This window comes from Treponema zioleckii (assembly GCF_014737315.1).
GTDB lineage: Bacteria > Spirochaetota > Spirochaetia > Treponematales > Treponemataceae > Treponema_D > Treponema_D zioleckii.
Window position 1 is genome coordinate 23,366 of the sequence record NZ_JPUF01000037.1, and the last position, 19,399, is coordinate 42,764.

Annotated in this window: 13 protein-coding genes; 9 read left to right on the forward strand and 4 right to left on the reverse strand. The window is 42.6% G+C overall.

From position 1 onward, the window contains the following. The first annotated feature begins 157 nt into the window (after nt 1-157). The 7 genes from JI65_RS10545 (at nt 158) to JI65_RS10575 (ending at nt 10,931) form a co-directional block, all read left to right on the forward strand. Nucleotides 158-2,134 carry an ABC-F family ATP-binding cassette domain-containing protein gene (locus tag JI65_RS10545; protein WP_191016210.1) on the forward strand — a complete coding sequence of 659 codons (1,977 nt, stop codon included), beginning with the start codon at nt 158-160 and terminating at the stop codon, nt 2,132-2,134. 316 nt (nt 2,135-2,450) lie between these two features. Continuing rightward, on the forward strand, nt 2,451-2,837 hold the full coding sequence (gene queD / locus JI65_RS10550) for a 6-carboxytetrahydropterin synthase QueD (RefSeq protein WP_191016213.1): 387 nt from the start codon (nt 2,451-2,453) through the stop codon (nt 2,835-2,837). A 58-nt stretch (nt 2,838-2,895) separates the two neighbouring features. Continuing rightward, nucleotides 2,896-4,491: a citramalate synthase gene (gene cimA, locus JI65_RS10555; RefSeq protein WP_191016215.1), complete on the forward strand. Its 1,596-nt coding sequence runs from the start codon at nt 2,896-2,898 to the stop codon at nt 4,489-4,491. 314 nt (nt 4,492-4,805) lie between these two features. Further along, nucleotides 4,806-7,706 (forward strand): ankyrin repeat domain-containing protein, encoded by a 2,901-nt coding sequence (locus tag JI65_RS10560; RefSeq protein WP_191016218.1) that lies wholly within the window; start codon nt 4,806-4,808, stop codon nt 7,704-7,706. 1 nt (nt 7,707) lies between these two features. Continuing rightward, nucleotides 7,708-7,959, forward strand: a complete 252-nt coding sequence (locus JI65_RS10565; protein WP_191016220.1) for a hypothetical protein — start codon at nt 7,708-7,710, stop codon at nt 7,957-7,959. 56 nt (nt 7,960-8,015) lie between these two features. Continuing rightward, entirely contained in the window at nt 8,016-8,510 is a 495-nt protein-coding gene (locus tag JI65_RS10570) for a hypothetical protein (protein ID WP_191016223.1), read from the forward strand. 18 nt (nt 8,511-8,528) lie between these two features. Continuing rightward, nucleotides 8,529-10,931 carry a DUF4230 domain-containing protein gene (locus tag JI65_RS10575; protein WP_191016226.1) on the forward strand — a complete coding sequence of 801 codons (2,403 nt, stop codon included), beginning with the start codon at nt 8,529-8,531 and terminating at the stop codon, nt 10,929-10,931. Between the two features lie 444 nt (nt 10,932-11,375). Here the strand turns inward: JI65_RS10575 and JI65_RS10580 are convergent, their stop codons facing one another. Together JI65_RS10580 and pyrE are read right to left on the reverse strand one after the other, a co-directional pair. Further along, complete coding sequence (locus JI65_RS10580) at nt 11,376-11,660, reverse strand: GIY-YIG nuclease family protein (protein ID WP_191016228.1); 285 nt, start codon at nt 11,658-11,660, stop codon at nt 11,376-11,378. Between the two features lie 299 nt (nt 11,661-11,959). Continuing rightward, nucleotides 11,960-12,646: an orotate phosphoribosyltransferase gene (pyrE, locus tag JI65_RS10585; RefSeq protein WP_191016231.1), complete on the reverse strand. Its 687-nt coding sequence runs from the start codon at nt 12,644-12,646 to the stop codon at nt 11,960-11,962. Between the two features lie 159 nt (nt 12,647-12,805). On the opposite strand from pyrE, the gene JI65_RS10590 reads away from it, so the two are divergent. Continuing rightward, nucleotides 12,806-15,184, forward strand: a complete 2,379-nt coding sequence (locus JI65_RS10590) for a hypothetical protein (protein ID WP_191016234.1) — start codon at nt 12,806-12,808, stop codon at nt 15,182-15,184. Nucleotides 15,185-15,210: 26 nt separating this feature from the next. Further along, nucleotides 15,211-15,588: a hypothetical protein gene (locus tag JI65_RS10595; protein ID WP_191016237.1), complete on the forward strand. Its 378-nt coding sequence runs from the start codon at nt 15,211-15,213 to the stop codon at nt 15,586-15,588. Nucleotides 15,589-15,769: 181 nt separating this feature from the next. Here JI65_RS10595 and JI65_RS10600 read toward each other — a convergent pair whose 3' ends face one another. Together JI65_RS10600 and JI65_RS10605 are read right to left on the reverse strand one after the other, a co-directional pair. Beyond that, entirely contained in the window at nt 15,770-17,053 is a 1,284-nt protein-coding gene (locus JI65_RS10600; RefSeq protein WP_191016239.1) for a diguanylate cyclase, read from the reverse strand. A 429-nt stretch (nt 17,054-17,482) separates the two neighbouring features. After that, complete coding sequence (locus JI65_RS10605; protein WP_191016242.1) at nt 17,483-18,874, reverse strand: hypothetical protein; 1,392 nt, start codon at nt 18,872-18,874, stop codon at nt 17,483-17,485. Nucleotides 18,875-19,399 lie beyond the last annotated feature (525 nt).

Below are 19,399 nucleotides of genomic sequence, written 5' to 3' on the forward strand. Positions count from 1 at the left end.
TCGTAGAATCGCTCTCAATGTTCCTCTAGTGCATTGTGCCGGCTTGTAGCCGTTGCTCCCTAAATTCGGAATGACACTTTTGAAACAGACTCGATAATTCATTTTCAAAGTTACCTCTAAAAAACTGAAGTTTTAGAGGTTCCCATAAGGAAAATATATGGCATTTGTACAATTCTCACAGGTTTCGTTGGCATTTGGGGACCGCGATATTCTTAAAAATGTTTCCGTCAACTTGCAGACAGGAACTAAGGCGGCGCTGACTGGTGCAAACGGTGCTGGAAAATCTACGCTCATCAAGGTTATGGCAGGTCTTGTTCAGCCAGACGACGGAAAGCGAATCGCTCAAAAAGACGCACGAATCGCATATCTTCCTCAGAGCGGGCTTACTCATCATGGTTGCACGCTCCGGGAAGAGGCTGATAAGGCATTTGAGTTTGGTTACAAATTGCAGGAAGAACTTGATAAGATTGGCGATCAGCTAAAGTCCGGCGAAGGAAATCAAAATGCGCTCTTGGAACGGCATGAGCAGATTCTGAATGAACTTGAGGAATCTGGCTGGAACCGTCGTAGCGTGGCTGCAGAACAGGTTCTTTTGGGCTTGGGCTTTACCCGTGAGGATTTGGACAGAAAATGTGAGGAATTTTCGGGCGGCTGGCAGATGCGCATTGCGCTTGCAAAAAATCTTATGGTCAATCCCGACATTCTGTTGATGGACGAGCCTACGAACTATTTGGATATTGAAGCTCGCGAATGGCTTGAAACATTTTTGAACAATTACAAAGGCGGATTTTTGCTGGTAAGCCATGACCGATATTTTTTGGACCACACGATAAACGAGGTTTATGAGCTTTTTGGCGGCGACTTGCACCGTTACGCGGGGAATTTTTCGCATTACGAGAAAGTTCGCGAAGTGGAACTTGAGACTTTGATTCACGAGTACGAAAAACAGCAGGCCGAGATTCAGCATCTTGAGGAATTTATAAACCGTTTTGGCGTAAAGGCTACGAAGGCGGCCCAGGCTCAGGAACGGCAGAAAATGCTGGATAAAATCCTTGAAAACAAAATAGAGATTCCTGAGAGCTTAAAAAAAATTCATTTTAAATTCCCTGCGGCTCCGCATTCCGGTCGGCTCGTTGCGACTCTTGACGGAATTACGAAGTCTTACGACGGCGAAAGAAAAGTTATCGACAATCTGAATCTTGTTCTGGAAAATGGCGATCGTCTCGTAGTTGCGGGACATAACGGTGCTGGAAAGTCAACTCTCCTACGAATCATTGCGGGTGTTGACAGTAATTTTGAAGGCAGCGTCAAACTTGGTTCTGGCGTTTCTATCGGATACTTTTCGCAAGATAACGCGGAATCTCTCAAAGGCAGCGCGACGATTCTTGAAACAATCGAAAACGAAGCTCCTATGGAACTGATTCCAAAAGTTCGTGACATGCTCGGAGCTTTCCTTTTCCGCGGCGACGACGTTTTTAAGCCGATAGACGTTCTTTCGGGCGGTGAAAAATCCCGCGTGGCACTTTTAAAGCTTCTTTTGAGGCCGGTAAATCTTTTGATTCTCGACGAACCTACGAACCATTTGGACATGCATTCAAAAGACGTTCTTATGGAAGCGCTGAAGGATTTTGGCGGAACAGTAATTTTCGTAAGTCACGACCGAGGATTTATTGAAGGGCTTTCAACCCGCGTTCTGGAACTAAAACCCGGCAAATTCAGAATCTTTCCTGGCGATTACGCTTATTACATGCAACGTCTTGAGGACGAAAAAAACGGTCTTGTTCCGGAAGGCGGCATTCTTGATTCCGAGAAAAAAGCGAAGCCGGCGGCAAAAAATGCTGAAAAATCTGATTCTGAACCGATTTCTGCCACAAAGCGTTCTTGGGAAGAGCAGAAAAAATTTGAGGCAGAAAAACGCAAGGCTGAAAAACTCGTAAACTCAATCGAAGAAGAAATTTTGCAAATTGAGGATGAAAAATCCGAAGTTGAAAACCAGATGGCGAATCCAGAAGTTTATTCGAACGGTGAGAAGGCAAAAGCCGTGCAGAAAAAAATCGACGAGCTTACCCAAAAATTGGAAGAACTCAACGCCAAGTGGGAAGATGCTGCAGAAAAACTTGAAGCATTTAATTAAAACTCGAAAACTGAGTTTTTAGATTTTTAACGCAGACAAACTCAGATGGGCGCAGATTTGTTTGAAAAATTAAGGGCATCTCGAAAAACTTAAAATTTGGATGTTTTTTGAGGTTCCCTTAAATGATTTCTGAACTAATCCGTGGCCTTTTTTTGTGTCTCTGCAAAGCCTGTCATCAGCATCTGAATTTGGAGATTCAGAAATAAATTCGGAATGACAGAAAATATTGGGATTCCGAACCAAGTTCAGAATGACCGAAAAACAGTTTTCCGCAACAAGTGACTTTACTAAATAAAAATGATATATTTTTTCCCGTATGTTTGAAGTTCGTGTTGATACTGATTTTGCGGCAGCCCATTTTTTGCGGGATTATCACGGAAAGTGTGAGAACTTGCACGGGCACAATTATAGGGTTTATGCGCATGTGCGAGGATCCGGACTTGATTCTGGCGGAATGTTGCTGGACTTTTCTGAGTTAAAAAAAGCTTTGCGCGCTGTTTGTGGTCGGCTTGACCACACAAATCTGAACGATGTTGCGGAGTTTGACCAAAATCCGAGCGCGGAGCGGATTGCACTTTATATTTACAACGGAATTATTGAGATTCTGCCTGATTTAAAAAAACGCGATGACGGCGGGGCTTTTTTGTATGCGATTGATGTTTTTGAGACCGATTCTAGTCGGGCCAGATACATTGCGGACTGATTTTCAAACAGGGCTCAAAAACTGATTTTTTTAGAGCCTTCCTTAAAAAGGTGTGATTATGAAAAAAATTGACATTTTTGATTCGACTTTACGTGACGGGTCGCAGGGCGAAGGCATCAGCTATTCGGTTCAAGACAAACTCAATATTGTAAAGGCTCTCGATGAACTTGGAGTTTCTTTTATTGAGGCCGGAAATCCCGGTTCGAATCCGAAAGACATGGAATTTTTTGTTGAAGCTAAAAAACTTTCGCTCACTTGCTCTAAGCTTGTCGCTTTTGGTTCTACCCGTCGAAAAGATCTTTCCTGCGCCGAGGATGCGAATCTTCAGAGTCTTCTTTCGGCCGATACCGAATACGTTTGTATTTTTGGAAAAACTTGGGATTTCCAGGTGACTGACATTTTGCACGCGACACTCGAAGAAAATCTTGAGATGATTCGTGACACAGTTGCCTATTTGAAGGGCAAAGGAAAAAAAGTCATTTTTGATGCAGAACACTTTTTTACTGGATTTTCAGAAAATGAAGATTACGCTTTAAAGTCGCTTGGAGCTGCCGTTGAGGGCGGGGCGGACTGCCTTTGCTTGTGCGAGACTAAGGGCGGCGCAATGCCGATGCAGTGTTTTAATGCCACTAAAACTGTTTTTGAAAAATTCGGCGACAAAACTCAGGTTGGAATCCACACGCACAATGACGCGGGACTTGCGGTGGCAAATTCTCTTTTGGCGGTTGAGGCTGGTGCGACGCACGTTCAGGGCGTTCTTCTGGGCTTTGGAGAACGTACAGGAAACGCCAATCTTTCTACGATTATTGCGGACTTGCAGTTAAAAATGGGTTGCTCTTGTATTCCAGAGGAAAACATGAAGAACCTTACCCCGATTTGTAAGCGCGTTGCAGAAATTACGAACATTGCGCTTGATACGGGAATGCCTTATGTTGGTTCGAGCGCATTTGCTCACAAGGCCGGGATGCACATTGATGCGGTCATAAAAAATCCTTTTGCCTACGAGCACATCACTCCGGAGACTGTCGGCAACGAGCGCGTATTCCTTATGAGCGAAGTTGCGGGGCGCAGCATGATTATTGAAAAAGTCCAGAAATTCGACAAGACGATAAATAAATCAAGCCCGATTGTCCAGGAAATTGTTAAGCGCGTTAAGGACTTGGAGCACGAAGGCTATCAGTTCGAGGGTGCGGACGCGAGTTTTGAGATTCTTGTTCGAAAGACGATTGGAAAATATCAGCCGTTCTTTAATCTTCATTACTACAAGACGAGCGGCGAATTTCCGCGCTTTGCTGACGGCCAGTGCGCGTTCTGCCAGATGAAAATTGACGTTGACGGAAAGGCAGTCGTTTCGGCAGGTGAGGGCGACGGTCCTGTAAACGCGATGGACATTGCGCTCCGAAAAGCGTTGGAAACTGCATATCCTGTGGTTTCGCAGATTCATCTTACAGACTACAAAGTTCGTGTTCTTGACGGAAAGAGCGCGACTGCAAGCAAAGTTCGTGTTTTGATTGAATCAAGCGACGGTGCTGACAAGTGGACGACGATGGGCGTTTCGAGCGACGTTATGGAAGCAAGTTACATTGCTCTCGTGGACTCGTTTGAGTACAAACTCATAAAAGACCTTGAAAAGAAATTCGCGAAGCTTTTGTAAATGTTTAAAACGTCGGTCGGTCGGAATCAATTTTCAGATTTTTAACGCAGATAAACAAAGATTGTCGCAGATTGAACGCAGATGATTATTGGTTGTTATTCCGAACTTGATTCGAAATCTATAACTACAGATGCTGAATCAAGTTAGCATGACAAATATTTTGAATATATCTGGGGTCCAATTGCGTGTATCGGCGTTCTTCTGCGTCAAAAAATTATTTCTATGTGCTGCAGAGCTGGAATGCGCGGACGATCACCCGATTTTTTAGTCGGTTTTGCAAAGTTGCTGGAGAGATGCTCAATTGGAGGAAAATCGTGAAAAAACTCTTTGCGATACTTGTTTTTTTGTTTGCGGCTGGCGAGGCTTTCTGCGATTTGACAAAGGATTTTCAGAAGATTGGTTCAGGATATTTAAAAACTGGACATGGAATTGTTTCTGAGTACGACGCCTTGCTCGACAAAACTTTAAAAAATATTCAAAAGGCAAAGGGCGAAAAGAAAACTCTCCTTCAAAATGAACTCCGGACGGCGATTAACTCTACCGACAAAAACGAGCACGTGCCTCTTTTTTATGCAATCATCGAAAAAAACAGTTCTCTCGTGCAAAAAATGCTTGCCGCAGGGGCCGACCCTAGCGCAAAAGACGCTTTTTCGGGAAAGCCGTTGTTTTTTACGGCTTTGGAAGGCACTCCCGATTTTTCGATTGTAAAAATGCTTGCCGAAAATTATCCTGCTGTTTGCAACGAAATTTACACGAACAAGAATTTTGGCTTTTACGATGCGACTCCACTGCATTTGGCTTGTGCCACTAAAGATTCGGAACTTATAAAATACATTTACGCAAAGACGACCAGAAAAGATGTGAGCGGATTTTTCCCGCACACGAACGCACTCTGGAAAATGCAGGCTCGGACGACCCCGTTTGCATATTTGTGCAGCCTAAAGAATCCTGAATTCAACGATATTTTGCTTTTGATGCTCAAAAATGGCTGCACCGTGGATTCTGTAATTCCGTTGAAGGGCGGAAATGTTACTCCGTTGCAATTTTTGTGCGCGAATTACGACAAAAAAAATCTTTTGGTAATCAAAAAACTGATTGAACGCGGCGCGGATGTTGACAGTCCGTTTTATTTTGGCGGCGAGAAAATTTCTCCGCTTTTGTGCGCAATGCTCTCCCGCGACGAAGATTTTGTTTCTCTCGTTTTGGAAAAAGTCAAAAAAATCGATGAGGAATTGGAACTGACCCGAAACGGAAAGTTTACTGGAAGCGCGCTTTTGTTTTTGTGCTATTCTCTGAATTTTGCAAACGAGAAAACAGCTTTTGTGGACTGGGAAAACATAAAAAAACTCGTCGAAAAAAATGCCGACATCAATTCTTCCGCGACTTTTGGCGGCGAAAAGGCGACTCCGCTTTTGATTTTGTGCATGAAAAGCAATACTTTGAACAATCTGACCGAAAAAATCACATATTTTTTGAATCACGGGGCGGACGTTAACAAAGAGTGCCGGCTCAAAAAAGATGGTGATAAATTTTGGTTACTGACGGCTTTTCATTATGTGGCTCGATATTCCCAAAAATTTTCTTCCGACATGTTCACGCAGTTCAAGGAGCACGGCGGGGATGCCCACAAACTTGACGGCGACAAAAAGTCGGCTTTTGATTACATAACAGGCAATTTGCGGAATTCTGCCGACAAAATTGAGCTGATGTATTTGCTTTCCGGTTCGTGCGATTTTTCAAAAATCGAAAATCTTGATTTTGCAGAGCGAACTTCATCGTCTTTTACGTCGATTCTTTCGCTTGCGGTAAAATTCGGAGACGAGGAAAAGGCACTTGAAATCTTAAAAAATTCTCTCGTGGACTGGCATCTTACCGACACGGCAGGGCTTAACAGTTTTGACGTTGCCGTAAAAAATCACCGCGAGAAAATCCTTGAGTATTTTTGCGAAAATAAAATAAAAATCGGTTCGTCAATTTTTACGCTTATAGATGCGGCTCTTGAAAAAGGCGAGACTTTATACCTTGAAAAATTTCTTTCTGATTCGGAAGCTAGCGAGAATTTTGGCATGTTTGCAAAAGCTTTGCCCGAAACGAATATTGAACTTGGACCGATTGTTTATGCTGCTTTGCGGCAAGTTGATTTTTTGAATCCTGTGGATTTTGAAAAAAATCGTCAGCGCGTTTTGGATATTCTTCTCTTAAAAAAAGAAAAACTTTCGGACGCGGGTCTGAACAAAAAATGTCTTAAAAACGGAGCGACTCCGATTCTGGAATTGCTCCTGCGCGGCGATGAAAACACTGCTTCAAAGTTGATTGGCTATGGCGCGAATCTTGAGCTTTTGGGAGCGGACGGCCGTTCTGCAAAGGAAGTGATTTTTAAGAAAAATCTTTCAAACATCATAAAATATCTTTATTCAAAAAAAATTCCTTTGGGCAACGCGATTTTTGCTGCGATTGACAATGAACTTTTGGGGCATGATTCCATGCTCGAAAGTTTTTTAAGCGAAGAAAAAAAATCTCAAAGGTCAGAGTATTTTTTTAATGTTGTGAGCAAAAATCAGTTCGCTTCGCTTCCGCCTGTAATTTATGTGACTCAAAACAGGTCAGAAAACGTGGTTTTTGAAAACAAAATAAAAGTTCTTGAAAAACTTCTGCGTTCAGGTTACGGAATTGACGCGAAGGTTCGGGGCGGATTTGATGACGGAAACACGGCTCTTTTGCTCGCCGCAAAGCAAAACGACACGCAGATTTTTGAGTTCCTCTTGAATCACGGTGCGCGCTTGTCTTCGGCAGAAAATGGCGAATCGAACGGCAAAAATTCACTTTTTTATGCGCTGGAAAATCAAAATCATCAGATTGTTACGTTGATTTTGAATTCCAGCCAGTTTGAAGCAAAAAATATTCAGCCGGGCGACAAAGTGACTCTTTTGATGTATTTTGCGCAATACGGAAATTTTGACGAAATGAATGCGTTCCTTCCAAAACTGGTTTCGGAAGATGATTATGCCCTCGAAAAACGCGACAAAAACGGCTGGACGGCTTTTTTGTACGCGGCTGTTTTTAATCCTGATTACAGAGTGATGGCACTTTTAAGAATGTACGGCGCGAATGTGAACGCACTTTCAAATGACGGCAGAAATGCCGCTCAAATCGTCGCGGCACGGAACGCAAATCCTGCGATTTTAAAACGGCTTGAAGGCTATGGAGTTTACTAAAATGAGCGTTGAATTACCTGATTTACCAGAAAAAATACCAGAAACATTAGAAGTTGACTTGCCTGCGGAGCCACAAGAGCCTAAAAAAGGTGGTGCGCCAAATGCCCCCGAACCGACGAAGAAAAAACTTTCCGTTTTTTTAAAGTTTGTTTTTCGGTTGTGTTTGGGCTGCTTGCAATCTTCACGGTTTTTCTTTTATGGAACACGGCAAAATATTTTCTTCAAAAAAATAATTTTAAAAGTTTTGACCTAGATTCTTTAAAAACTCAGAGTCTCATTATTCAGACAATCGAATTTAAAAAATTCATCGTGCACGGAACTGAGCAAAATGATGCGGACAGTGCGCTTTCGGCTTACGCGGATGAATTGCAGGTTTATCACATTTCGGGAACTGCGGAAGTTTCGTTTGACGGAATGGAAAAACTTTCGATTAACGAGGAAGATTCTGACTACGAAAACAAAATTCTTCGCCTAAAATACGAGCCTTCACAGGCTTCTTCAAAAACGCCTTTTTCGGTAAATGTTCGCATTGAAGAAAAGGACGTTCAGAAAGTTGCTGCGTTTGAAAGCGAAAAAATTGATTTTTTTGGCGTAAAAAAAGATCTGATAAAGCCTGATATGAGTCAGGCAGAAATCGTTGATGCGGTAAAAAAAGAACTTCAGGCAGAGTTTTGCGCTCAGATTCTTGGCGGGGAACAAAATTCCAATCTGAGCGAACTTGAAATCTATCAGTCGTTTCTTGCACGCCTTACTGAAATTGTGCGGAGCACTTCCGACTGGCAGACTGTGGAAGTGGATTTTTAGATAGTCCGGGGTATTCAAATGAAAAAACTTTCTTTTTTGGCTTTGAGTCTTGTTTTTGTGCTTTTGGGAATTTCTTTTTCGATGAAAATCTTAAATCCCGAACTTTTTAGCAACGTTTTTGGAAAACTTCCAATCGTGCGGGATTTTCAGCAGAAAACTTTTAAAACTTATACTTCGATTACAAAAATTCAGGATTCCATGAAGCTGGTTACGGCAAAGCAACAGCTAGATTTTATAAACATCATGGACGGAAAGGACGGCCGCTATCTTGAAGTTGCCACTTACGAAGTTAAGGCCGGAGTTGATTTTTCAAAAATCAGATACGAAAAAATTGAAAAAAACGAAAATTCTGATGAAAAAAATGCAGATTCCCGCGACGAAGTTGAAACAAAAGTCATTTTGCCACCAGTGGAAATTTTTTCCAGCGACAAAATCAACACGCTTGTCATTCGAAAGGGAGCCGAGGCCAAAAACTCTCAGTTTTACAACGACTGCATTCGTCCGGTGAACATTGCCTACGAGCAAAAATCAAAGGATTATGCGGTTGAGCTTGGAATTCTAGAAAACGCACGAAAAAATGCGGAAGTCACTGTAAAAAATCTTACCGGCACCGAGTCGGCACTTAGTTCTGAAAATTACAAATCAACCGTTTCGCTTTCGTATTTGCCTTTGCAGCTTGAAATTGCTGGCGATTATCTTGAAAAAAACAGGATGCGCTCCGTAAAAATGCGCGAAGATATTTTTAACCGCGACGCGCTTGTGCTTGAAGACACCGCGAATCAAGGCTGGAAAATCAGAATCGGCGACACGGGCTGCACTTTTAAAGGCAAGTTCGACGATTTTTACAAAAATGTTTTTGAGACGAACACGAAAAACGACAACGAAGGCAAAGACCGCGTTGAAATTTACCGTTATTTTGACCCGCTTTACCCGCGCGAAAGTGAAATTTTAAGCTATGCCAGCGACAGTTTTAGAACGTTCTTCGTTTTGAACGAGGGGCGGATTTATTACGTTGACGCTGTTTACGAAAACGAGCAGACACTTTTGGATTCAATCTCGCCGTCAATGGTCTATTTTGCCTCTTCGCTCCGAAAAATCGACGGGCGCGAAGTTGAAAACTCCGCGGAATATCATCGTTACATCGAAGGATTTTTTGAATTGGCGGAAAGTTTGCGGAAGAATGATGACAGAAATATCGTTCGCCTCAAAACCGACAATCTTATAAAAAACAATCTGGCTGCCCTAAAAAGTGAACTTGCAGATGGCGCACCGTTTCTCGTATCTTCTTTGAGTTATGACGAAAAACTTTTGAACGCTTTTGCGTGTTTAAAAAATCTGGGGCGGAGCGGGGAAGAAAAAGAAATTCCTCTGACCGACGACGAAGAACTTAACGACATTACAAAACTGATTTTTCAGCTGGAAGTTTCTAGCAACAATTTTGCCGAAAATGAAGTTCGCGAAAATGCCATCAAAATTGCCTCTTTGCTGAATGAAAAAATCAAAAAGGCCCAGTACGTGAATCTGGCCCTGAATCAGTATCTTGAAAACTGGTTCTTGCAGAATGCAAAAAAATTCAATCTTTCTGCTGCGGACAAAAAACGTTACGAAAATGATTTGAACAGCGGCGAGATTTTTATTGCTTCGCGTCCGCTCATAAGCCTAAAATCCGACGCGGACAGAAACAGGTATTTTTACAATCTGCTTCGGAACAGGCTTTCGCTTTCGCATTTTTATGTGGACACGGCTTCAAAAATCGATGACAGCCTTTCTCAGCCACACGAACGCGGAAATCTGATGTTCGTGTATTTTAACATTCCAAAATTCAAGGAGCTTACCGACGGAGAAGTTCTTGAGAGAATGAAAAAAATGAACGATGGACACGATTTTGATAACGCATTTATTCTTGTTTTTAATCAGCGGGAGTGGGATTTTGGCAGTCTTGGCGTTGATGACGACATTCAGGCGCTCGTTTTTGACGATGCCGTTTTGCGGCTTTTCCCGAACGTTGGCTCGCAGAATTTTGTTGAACGCGGACTTTCTTCGCTCACCGACCTTGGAAGAAAATTTTTTAATATCAAAAATGTGCCCGAATATTTTTTTTACGGTGACTGGAAAAAACTTCATGTTTCGTCGGAAAACGTGCAGATTGCTGGGCAGAATTTTGGAACCAAAAAAATTACTCGCCAGGGCAAAGACGAATATCGCCGCTCAAACGATTACGCAGAAAAATCCACAATCGCAGAGTTTATAGACGACCTTCAGCACGCCTACTCTGAAAACGATGCGGATTTTTACTACAATACTCTGTGCGAGCATTTGAATTCGCAAGTGCAGCATTACGTGTACGAAAAAGTGTTTAGGCCAAGTCCTCGCATGATTTTAAAACTCGAACAGGACACAATGCACCGTTACAATTATTAATTCTCAAAAGAGCTTTGCGCTTGACATGACAGAGCCTTGCGCTTAACACGATTGGCGACTTCTCTCGCATAACGGAATACTTGGCCAAGCACTGGCACTGGCGAGCCTCGGAATCCCTTTTTTGTCACCTCGAGCGAAGTCGAGATGTCTACAATGTGATAGATTTCTCCAGCCCGTTTGCAGCGGTAAAAGCAGATGTCTCGACTATGCTCGACATGACAGAGCATTACGCTCAGCATGACAAAGCTTGCGCTCAGCATGACAAAGCTTGCGCTTGACATGACAGAGCTTTGCGCTCGACATGACAAAGCTTGCGCTTGACATGACAGAGCTTTGCGCTCGACATGATTGGCGACTTCTCTCGCATAACGGAATACTTCTCCAAGCACTGGCACGGCGAGCCTCGGAATCCCTTTTATGTCACATCGAGCGAAGTCGAGATGTCTACTCATTTTCTGACAGGTCTTTCCATAGTGGGTTCTGACTCTCTATTAAAGTATTTTTCTTTTTACGACTCCATTTTTTCAACTGCTTTTCACGCAAAATTGCAGCGTTTATATCATGGCAATTTTCAAAGTAAACAAGTTTATGAACGTGATAGTTTTTTGTAAATCCTTCTATTTGCCCTGACTTATGTTCTGCAATTCTCCGTTTTAAATCATTTGTCACTCCTATATAAACCGTCGAATTGGAATCACAGGCAAGAATATACACATAGTAATCGTTCATTTTCTTTCTTCCTCGTTTTTAGATGTCTCGACTGCGCTCGACATGACAGAGCATTGCGCTCAGCATGACAAAGCTTGCGCTTGATATGACAAAGCATTGCGCTCGACATGACAAAGCTTGTGCTTGACATGATTGGGGACTTCTCTCGCATGACGGAATAGTTGGCCAAGCAATGCACGGCGAGCCTCGGAATCCCTTTTTTTTATGTCACATCGAGCGAAGTCGAGATGTCTACAATATGGTAGATTTCTCCACTTTCTTCGGTCGGCCGAAATGAGCGTTTTTTTTGAACGGTTTTATTACTTTGCGCCGTATTGTTTGTAGTACGCATCGATTTGCGTCTTTATTTCGTCGGTGATAATTTTTTTGTCACCGTTCGTGTAAAGCGCGTCGATTACGTCGCTCATTGAAACAATCGCTTTTGCCGGAAAACCGTATTTCTCAGAAATCACGTCGAGAGCGGCTTTGTTCGTGTCCGGTGCTTTTTCCATGCGGTTAAGCGATACAATTTCGCCCACAATTTTAATTCCGCCCGGAACAGTTTCCTGCGCCTTGATTTTTGGGTAAGTTTCTTCGATTGATTTTCCAGAAGTCGTTACGTCTTCAATAATTACAACTCGGTCTCCGTCCTTGATGTTGTAACCCAAAAGTCCGCCTTTATCAGCACCGTGGTCTTTGGCCTCTTTGCGGTCGCTGCAATATTTTACCTCTTTGCCGTAAAGTTCTGAGTAGGCCACAGCCGTTACGACCGCCAGCGGAATTCCTTTGTAAGCCGGCCCGAAGAAAACGTCAAAATCATCGCCAAAGTTGTCGTGAATTGCCTGCGCATAGAATTTTCCGAGCCTAAAAAGCTGACTTCCCGTAACGTAAGCTCCCGCGTTCATAAAAAAAGGCGACTGCCGACCGCTTTTGAGCGTGAATGAACCGAATTTAAGAACTTCACATTCAACCATAAAATCAATGAATTCTTTCTTGTATTGTTCCATAAAAACCCCCAAAAAGATTTGTAAAATTATAGAAGAATTTCACAGTTTCTGCATTACATTTTTGCCCCACCGTTTCTAAAACAAATTTACAAACCCTTTACAGATTCTTTGAATTCAAATTAAAAAGAGTTATAATTAAAGATATTGGAGTTTTTAAACATGAAAAAGTTTGTGCTTTTTGTTTTATCGTTGCTATTATTTTGGAATGCTTTTTCGGAAGACTATCGGAAAAGTCGCGTACTCGTTTTTGTTGATTCAGAAAACCTTCGTGATGAGGAAAAATCCTGGCTTCCGAATTCTGTAAAAGACAAACTTGAATCAAATCTTCGACTTTACGCAGATTTTGTAATCGTCAATTCTTCGAACGAAAAAACGATGCGAGAATTGCAACGAAAATCTGAATCTGCGGCTTACGACCAAGACACCGCAATCGAAATGGGAAAGCAAATTAACGCTCAGTATTGTGCATTTACCACTGTTCGCCGAAACGGAAGCAAATATCAAATTTCAGTTTCGTTTACCGATTTGACGACCGGCGAAAATATCTTCCCTTGTTTGGCAGAGCCTAGAAAAAATGTTGACAGCTTGTATTCCGGTGCGGACAGTGCTATTGACGAAGTGACCTTAAAACTTTGCGACAAATTCGACATTCCGCTTTCAAGTTCCCAAAGATTTGTTCTGAAAAACGGCGAGCGGGATCTTGGCGTTGATGAGCAGATTGCATTGAATCAAAAAGAGGCGGATGCTTTTACCGAACTTCTTTCTGAATACGACAAAGAAATCAAACTTATGACCGTTTCCACGGATTCTGATGCTGGTGTTCAGCTTTCTTCATTGGAGGCACAGCGCGCGCTCTATCAAGAAAAACTTGCGGCTGCGCAAAAAGAAAGCGAACGACTGAAGGAAGAGGCTCAAAAACGCGCACAGGACGCACGTGACGAGCAGGAGCGAAGTGCCGCGTCGATAAAAAAGCGAAATGAACTTGCGGAAAAAGCGTCCAAAAAGGCTGCCGAAGTTCGTAGCAAACGGCTTGAGCATGAATCAATCATCAATCAGATTAAAATCATTGAAAGCAAAAAGAAGGCTTTGCTTGAAATTCGCGAAAGTATAAGCGAACGTGCCGCAGAAATAAACAGTGCCGCGAATGCCCGTTATCAAGAAAAGCGTGCCGAAATCGAGAACGCTCCGTACAGAGCTGTAGAACTTGATGTTGCTGGAAATCCTACTTCTCAGGCAAAACTTGAACGCGCAAATCAGCTTGAAAGTGAGCTTGCAAAAATCAATGCGGACACAGAAAAAGAAATCGAGAATCTTCGGAATGCGACTGCGACTCACGACACAAACTTAAAAGTTGAAATTCGAAACAATCTGGAACTTCTAAAAACAAAACATACAGCTTCTTCGCTTAGTGATGAAATCAAAATTTCGGTTGGTTCTTACGACGGAATTTCTGGCTCATGGCTTGCGTATGCGTATTTTTATTCCGACGGAATTCTTCTTACTCAGGAATCTTTTAAAATCAAATATACTGAGCTGACGGGGCTTTCAATTCCTTCTCCAAAAGACGACAAAGCTTACACGACGTATGCCGATAACGTTGATTCGTATACGAGTTTGTTCAACCGCGGAGAGCCGATTATAACTTGTGAACTTGATTATACTGTTGAGCCTGTTGCGAATGCAGTTTCGACTTACAAATTCAATTTTTCGTCTCTGCGAGTTTCTAATACAATCAAGAACAAGCAGATGTTCTCACAGACTCCTTCAATAAGGTCAAGAAATTTTGAGACTTCGCCAAAATATGACATCAGCGCGCCTCTTATGGTTATTGCCGAAAGAATTCCTTCTGACAAGGAGCTTGAAGAGCAGCGCAAGGCTGAAGAAAAAGCTGCTGCAAAAACTGAGCTAAAAAATCAGCGACTCGCCGAGCAGCAGCGTCTTGCCGAAGAGCGGGCAGCTCTTGAAGAGCAAAAGGCTTTTGAAGCCGAGCAGAAACGAATTGCAAAAGCCGAAGCAAAATACAAACGGCTTTATCCTTATGACCAGCAGACCGGCGGTGGCGGAGCCGGTGGATTTAGAATCGGTGGAGGAGCGAGCCTTGACGGTATGCCGACCATTGAATGCGATATTCGTGCGGCTATCACTCCGTATGTGTTCTATTATTGGCAGCTTGTTGGCGGTCTTCCGACTTCTGAAATGACTGACAAGGTTACTAACTGGCCAATGTATCTTTCTTCGATTATGGGATTTGGCATTAACAAGCGTTTGTTTGGCTATTATCCGATGAATCTTTACGGCCTTGCAGGTGTTGGCGTGGCATTTTTCTCGCCAATCGGCGGATACAATTCACTTGACACTTATGCCGATATTGCAAGTTATTGTGTTTTGCGTGTTGCAGGTGGTCTTGATATTCCTCTTGGCGATTCTATTGCGCTTTATGGTCAGTACAATTATGACTATTTGCTTGACCTTGAGCCAAAACGAAGCCTTGTGTTCGGAATCGCATTTACGTCGCTTCGTATGTATAACGAGCAGTAAAGTTCATTAAAAAAGGAGTTTTTACGATGAAAAAATGGGCTTTTGCTTTTTTAACTTTGCTTTTTGTTTTTGGATTAATTTTTGTTTCTTGCCATGCAGATGTGAATGACATGGTAACGAATGTGAAAGTTACGTATACAAACGGTAACTATATTGTTACCTGGGATCCTGTGGACGGAGCGTCAGCATACAAGGTTTACAAAATTACGGAGTCCACTTCAACGTCCACAACGGGCACTTCCACCTCTACGTCAACGACCTACAACCTTAATCTTTACAGAGTTGTGAACGAAACTTTTTTAACAATCCCAAGAAGTTCTTCTACAGTATATTATGATTATTGCATTGGAGCTCTTGTTGACGGAAAGGAGACGTTCCTTTCCGAAAAATTCTCTCTCCGATAAATCGAGAGCTTGGCAAAAAACTGCAAAGCTACGGTGGTTGATCTTGTCGAAACCACCGTATATGGCGGATACGGTCATGCCGAAGTTATTTCGGTATTTACACTGCATTTGATGCCAAGCCCCCGAAACAAATTCGGGGTGACATTGCAATTTCGAGTTTTTGGACTGTCTGGGGGAAAACTTATCGGATTATTTCGTTTTCACCAATGCTGATTCCGTTTTTGCCGTTTTGTTTTACTTTGTAAACTGATTTTGCCGCAACGTCAAAAAGCGCTTCGTAAGTTTTTCCGTGCTTTGGAGTTGTCGCAATACCGATGCTTGCACTTATTTTGGTTTGTTCAACACCAATAAGAACATTCGAAGCCGCTTCAAGAATACGCTTTGCTTTTTGAAGCGCAATTTCTTCTCCTGGAAGTCCGCCTAAAAATACCACGAATTCATCGCCGGCAAATCGGCCAACAACATCGCTCGGTCTGAACAAGCGTTTTAAAACTTCGCTAAAATCATGCAAAACCGCATCTCCGAGCTGTGAGCCTAATTTGTCGTTTACGCCCTTAAAATAGTCAAGATTTATAATCATGAGCGCAGAAAAAACATTGTCGCCAATGCCAGCCAGCTGTCTGCGACATAATTTTTCTATGCTAGCCCGGTTCAAAAGACCTGTCATCTGGTCAAGTTCCGTGTCTTTTCGGCAATTGATTCTGGAATCTCGGATTTTATTCACGGCGGCAACTAATTTTTCCAATTCTTCGTCATCGAGTTTTGAAATAGTGTCAATATTGATTTGGCCCTGTTCAAGCTGTTTTTTTAGAATCGTGTAGTCAATGATTCTTTTTGTTTTGTTTTCAAAAATCCAGGTTGCCATGACCGCGACTCCTAGAGCTAAGACGATTCCGAGAATCAAAGCCACGGTCGCTTCGCTAAAAATGTCGTTTCTTATAAGCTTGTACGGTCTGAGCGTAATGATTCCCCAGCCTGTGGCATTGTTCTGTGAGCACGTGGCAAGAAATTTCTCTCCGTCAATCGACAAATCAACGTTTCCGCTGTTTCCCGAAAGCGCCTTCATTGCGGCAGCATTTTTCTCTGTGCCTTGAAAAGTTGATTTTAGAAAATCCGAACCTGCGAGAAGTTTTGCGTTTGTGTCGATTACAAACACTCTGCTGTCGTTTGTTGAAAGATTCGAAACTAAAATATTCAATGAATCTAGTTTTATTGCATAGCTGTTTTTATCGGATTCCGAAAAGTTTTGCTCAAAATGGTTATTGATGTATTCGTTTACTGTGGAATTCTTAAAGAGTCCGCTATTTTTTGCCAGATCAAGAATTCTGTAATGCGTTCCAATTACATGAAATGCAATAAAAATAATTAGTGGAATCAATAAAAGTGAAAATTGTAGAAGAAAAAACTTGTTTCGGTTGTCATTGAGTTTTTTCGTAATTGAATTTGTTGAAGATGATTGTTTCATGCGAGGATTATAGCCGAAGACGCTTTTTAAGACTATAAAAAGTTTTATAAAAATTCGACTATAATCCTGAAAGAAAAAAAGTCATTCCGGACTAGTCTCGGAATTCCCTTTTTTTTATCACCACGAGCCTCGGAATCCCCCTTTTTGCCACCACTAGTCTCGGAATCCCTTTTTGTCACCTCGAGCGAAGTCGAGAGGTCTACAATCAGTGGATTTCTCCAGTCTGTTTGCATCGGTAAAAGCAGATGTCTCGACTGCGCTCGACATGACAGAACTATATGCCCGACATGACAGACTATATGCTCATGCTGAACTGGTGAGGCAATGCAATGCTGTTGCTTTGCGGTAAAGTAGCCGGGATTGTTGCTGATGGGACGCAAGAGACCCCGAAACTAGTTCGGGGTGACTCTTCAAAATGTGGAAAATGGCTTAATTGACCAAGATGATGTCATCATCTGTCGTTCCTGTGTCGGTACCCCTAACACTTACAGTGCCCTCTTCATAATAAATGCTCTTTCCGCTTGTGCCTTCGTTGTTTTTAATTGAGCCACCGGTCATAGTGAATGTTCCCATTCTTGCATTTACACCAGCACCTTTGGTTGCACTATTATAGCTTATTTCGCCACCGGTCATAGTGAAGGTAGCTTGATTACGGCAGCCACCGCCATATCCATTTGTTCCATAGTATATATTGTGGCTTACTTTGCCCCCCGAAAGCTCAAATTCACCACTTTCATCATTTAATATACCAACGCCAAAACCTGAATGACCGTTATAGCTGACATTTCCGCTTGCCATTTTGACTGTTCCCTTGTTATAAATGCCAGCACCGTCACAGCCGTAATTGTAGCAACTTCCTCCAGTCAGTGTTTTTACCGTATTTTCATCTGAATACCCAAGATAGGCTTTTGCATTTTCAGCATTGTAAAGTCCTGCTCCTCCGCTTGTCGCAGAGTTTGAATATTCTTCACTTGTTGCAGCTTCTGTCGCACTGGCATCACCGATAGCAGCAGAATCGTACATAAATAACGTTCCTTCGTTGTATACTCCGCCACCAAGTTTTGCACTGTTGCCTGCAACAACCGCACCGTCGGCGAGCGTAACGGTTGCACTTTCCCCAATCGAAATGCCACCGCCATTACCGCTTTCGTTTTTTCCGCCAGTAATTGTAAGATTCTTGATTGTAACAGGAACGCTCGTATTAATCGTTAGCGTCGTTCCCGCCTCGTTGCCGTTCAGTTTGCAAGTGCTGTTGTCGTTTCCCTCAAGCGTAATCGACTTCGCAGAAATTTCTCCCGAAATCGACTGTGTGCCGCTAAGTTCTCCGCTAATGTGAATTTCGTAATACAATTCAGCATCAGATATAAACTCCGTAGCCTTTAACAGCGAGGCAAAAGGTTTTTCTTCCGTACCATCGCCAGATTCGTCATCTCCACTTGAAGAAACATAATATCGTATAAACAAAGCTTTCAGTTTTACCGAAACTTCGCTCGTCTCACCGTCCTTTACAGTTGTCTGAGCTTCGCCATAAGCAACTTTTGTTTCGCCAAAAAAGCCCGAAACGGTCAGGTCATAAACATCTTCTTCAAGACTTTTGAACTCCACAGAATCACCCGGCTTTGCAGTTTTTTTCTCGCTGTAGCCCGTTCCCTCGCCAAGAAGCGAAATTTCAAATTTCTCAATGTCGCCAGAGGAAAGTGCAGCTCTTGCGCTACCAGGCAATGTAAGAACAAGGGAGGAAGAAGATTTTTCAATGTCTGAACAGGAATTAAAAAAGAAAAGAGAAAAAATTAAACCGAGCAAAAAGCACTGTCGCTTCATATTGCACCTCCGATCACGGTATACGGGGAGACGGTAATTTTTTTTCTGCCCCCCCGTGCAAATGTATAGAGATTTTGTAAGATTTCTGTAAAAAATCTTAAACTTTTTGCGATAACAAAGTATAACTTGGAAATTTCTGAAAGACAAGGAAAATTGCACAGAAAAACAAAAGGCTAGTACAACGAACAATAATTAACCGTCATTCCGAATTTAGGAAACACGGCTAAAGGTAGGCACTAGCGAGCACTCGGAATTCCCTTTTTTGTCACCACGAGTCTCGGAATCCTTTTTTTGTCACCTCGAGCGAAGTCGAGTAGGTCTACAATCAGTAGATTCCGCCAGTCTGTTTGCGTCCGGTAAAAGCAGATGTCTCGACTGCGCTCGACATGACAGAGCTGTATGCTCAGCATGACTGGCGAGTTCTCTCGCATGACGGAATAGTTCGCGATGCACTGGCACTAGCGAGCACTCGGAATCCCCTTTTTTTGCACCACGAGTCTCGGAATCCTTTTTTTGTCACCTCGA

Bases quoted from the DNA above. Each gene is read 5' to 3' on its own strand.
- JI65_RS10590 (WP_191016234.1), top strand. From the start codon at position 12,806: ATGAAAAAGTTTGTGCTTTTTGTTTTATCGTTGCTATTATTTTGGAAT.
- JI65_RS10565 (WP_191016220.1), top strand. From the start codon at position 7,708: ATGAGCGTTGAATTACCTGATTTACCAGAAAAAATACCAGAAACATTA.
- JI65_RS10545 (WP_191016210.1), top strand. From the start codon at position 158: ATGGCATTTGTACAATTCTCACAGGTTTCGTTGGCATTTGGGGACCGC.
- cimA (WP_191016215.1), top strand. From the start codon at position 2,896: ATGAAAAAAATTGACATTTTTGATTCGACTTTACGTGACGGGTCGCAG.
- JI65_RS10575 (WP_191016226.1), top strand. From the start codon at position 8,529: ATGAAAAAACTTTCTTTTTTGGCTTTGAGTCTTGTTTTTGTGCTTTTG.
- queD (WP_191016213.1), top strand. From the start codon at position 2,451: ATGTTTGAAGTTCGTGTTGATACTGATTTTGCGGCAGCCCATTTTTTG.
- JI65_RS10605 (WP_191016242.1), bottom strand. From the start codon at position 18,874: ATGAAGCGACAGTGCTTTTTGCTCGGTTTAATTTTTTCTCTTTTCTTT.
- JI65_RS10580 (WP_191016228.1), bottom strand. From the start codon at position 11,660: ATGAACGATTACTATGTGTATATTCTTGCCTGTGATTCCAATTCGACG.
- pyrE (WP_191016231.1), bottom strand. From the start codon at position 12,646: ATGGAACAATACAAGAAAGAATTCATTGATTTTATGGTTGAATGTGAA.
- JI65_RS10600 (WP_191016239.1), bottom strand. From the start codon at position 17,053: ATGAAACAATCATCTTCAACAAATTCAATTACGAAAAAACTCAATGAC.
- JI65_RS10595 (WP_191016237.1), top strand. From the start codon at position 15,211: ATGAAAAAATGGGCTTTTGCTTTTTTAACTTTGCTTTTTGTTTTTGGA.